The following is a 1,031-nucleotide window of genomic DNA, read 5'->3' on the forward strand; positions in this document are numbered from 1 at the left end:
CGAGAACCGCAACAATAATCAGCTCGAGAAAACCAATATCAAACATGTGCTACTACAGTCTTAAGTGCTAAACGTTTTGGTCTTTCTTTTCTTTATCTGTGCTGACTTTCTCAGCTTTAACATCAATCGTCTCGCCATCGGACTGCTCAATTGATTTTTTTTCTTCCTCATCTTTAACGGCTTTCTTGAAGCCTTTAACGGCACCACCAAGATCGCCACCGATGTTTCTGAGCTTTTTAGTGCCGAAGATGAGTGCGACGATCACCAATATAATTAGTAACTGGGTAGGGCTGATTCCCATTTTATGACTCCTTACTGCGTTGTGCTTTCTCTTCTAGACCAGACAAGTCGAAACGCCGCTTTAGCTCTTCAAGAATGTCCTCATGACGGATATTTAAATGCGACAACATGACCATTGTATGAAACCACAAATCAGCGGTCTCGTATATAAGCTCGTTCTTCGCGGCTCCGTGCTCAACATCTTTGGCGGCCAAAAGTGTCTCGGTGCATTCTTCGCCTACCTTTTCGAGGATCTTGTTTAGCCCTTTCTGATGAAGGCTGGCAACATAAGACTCCTCAGGGTCAGCCTTGCGGCGTTCTTCAAGGATCTCTTCTAATTGCTTTAAAATCTCAGACATTAAGTTCTCCAGAAAATCAGGATACGAATACTAACCAAGCGCCGGCGACAATGCAGATCATTCCCGCAATGGGCATATTTTGAAGTTGACTGACAAGCTCCGGTTGGCTGCTGAGTAAACCGCCGCCAATTAATAGCCCGCCCGCCAAGCGGCGTTTAACGTTGTGCTTACTCGGCTCAGACTTTACCGTTGGTGCCGGTGGATGTTCTAGCTTTCGAATACTGTCCATAGTCTCATAGATCAGTTTCGGAAGTTCAGGCGATTGCTGAACAATGTCAGGGATTTGTGAACGAATTCGTTTAAAAACGCCAGGAGGCGCCAGTCTGTCGCGCATCCATTTTTCAAGGAAGGGCTTTGCGGTGCTCCAAAGATCCAATTCTGGGTAGAGTTCGC

Annotated in this window: 2 protein-coding genes and 1 pseudogene; all 3 read right to left on the reverse strand. The window is 46.0% G+C overall.

All coding sequences use genetic code 11. The annotated features are described in order from the left end of the window. Nucleotides 1-67: 67 nt before the first annotated feature. Complete coding sequence (gene tatA, locus A3750_RS11800; RefSeq protein ID WP_068454333.1) at nucleotides 68-301, reverse strand: Sec-independent protein translocase subunit TatA; 234 nt, start codon at nucleotides 299-301, stop codon at nucleotides 68-70. A 1-nt stretch (nucleotide 302) separates the two neighbouring features. Continuing rightward, nucleotides 303-638, reverse strand: coding sequence for a phosphoribosyl-ATP diphosphatase (locus A3750_RS11805; protein WP_068454330.1), 336 nt, complete (start codon nucleotides 636-638; stop codon nucleotides 303-305). Nucleotides 639-654: 16 nt separating this feature from the next. Continuing rightward, nucleotides 655-1,031 (reverse strand): annotated as a pseudogene (locus A3750_RS26125) (ubiquinone biosynthesis regulatory protein kinase UbiB); the annotation flags it as partial.

It is taken from the genome of Oleiphilus sp. HI0079 (genome assembly GCF_001635105.1).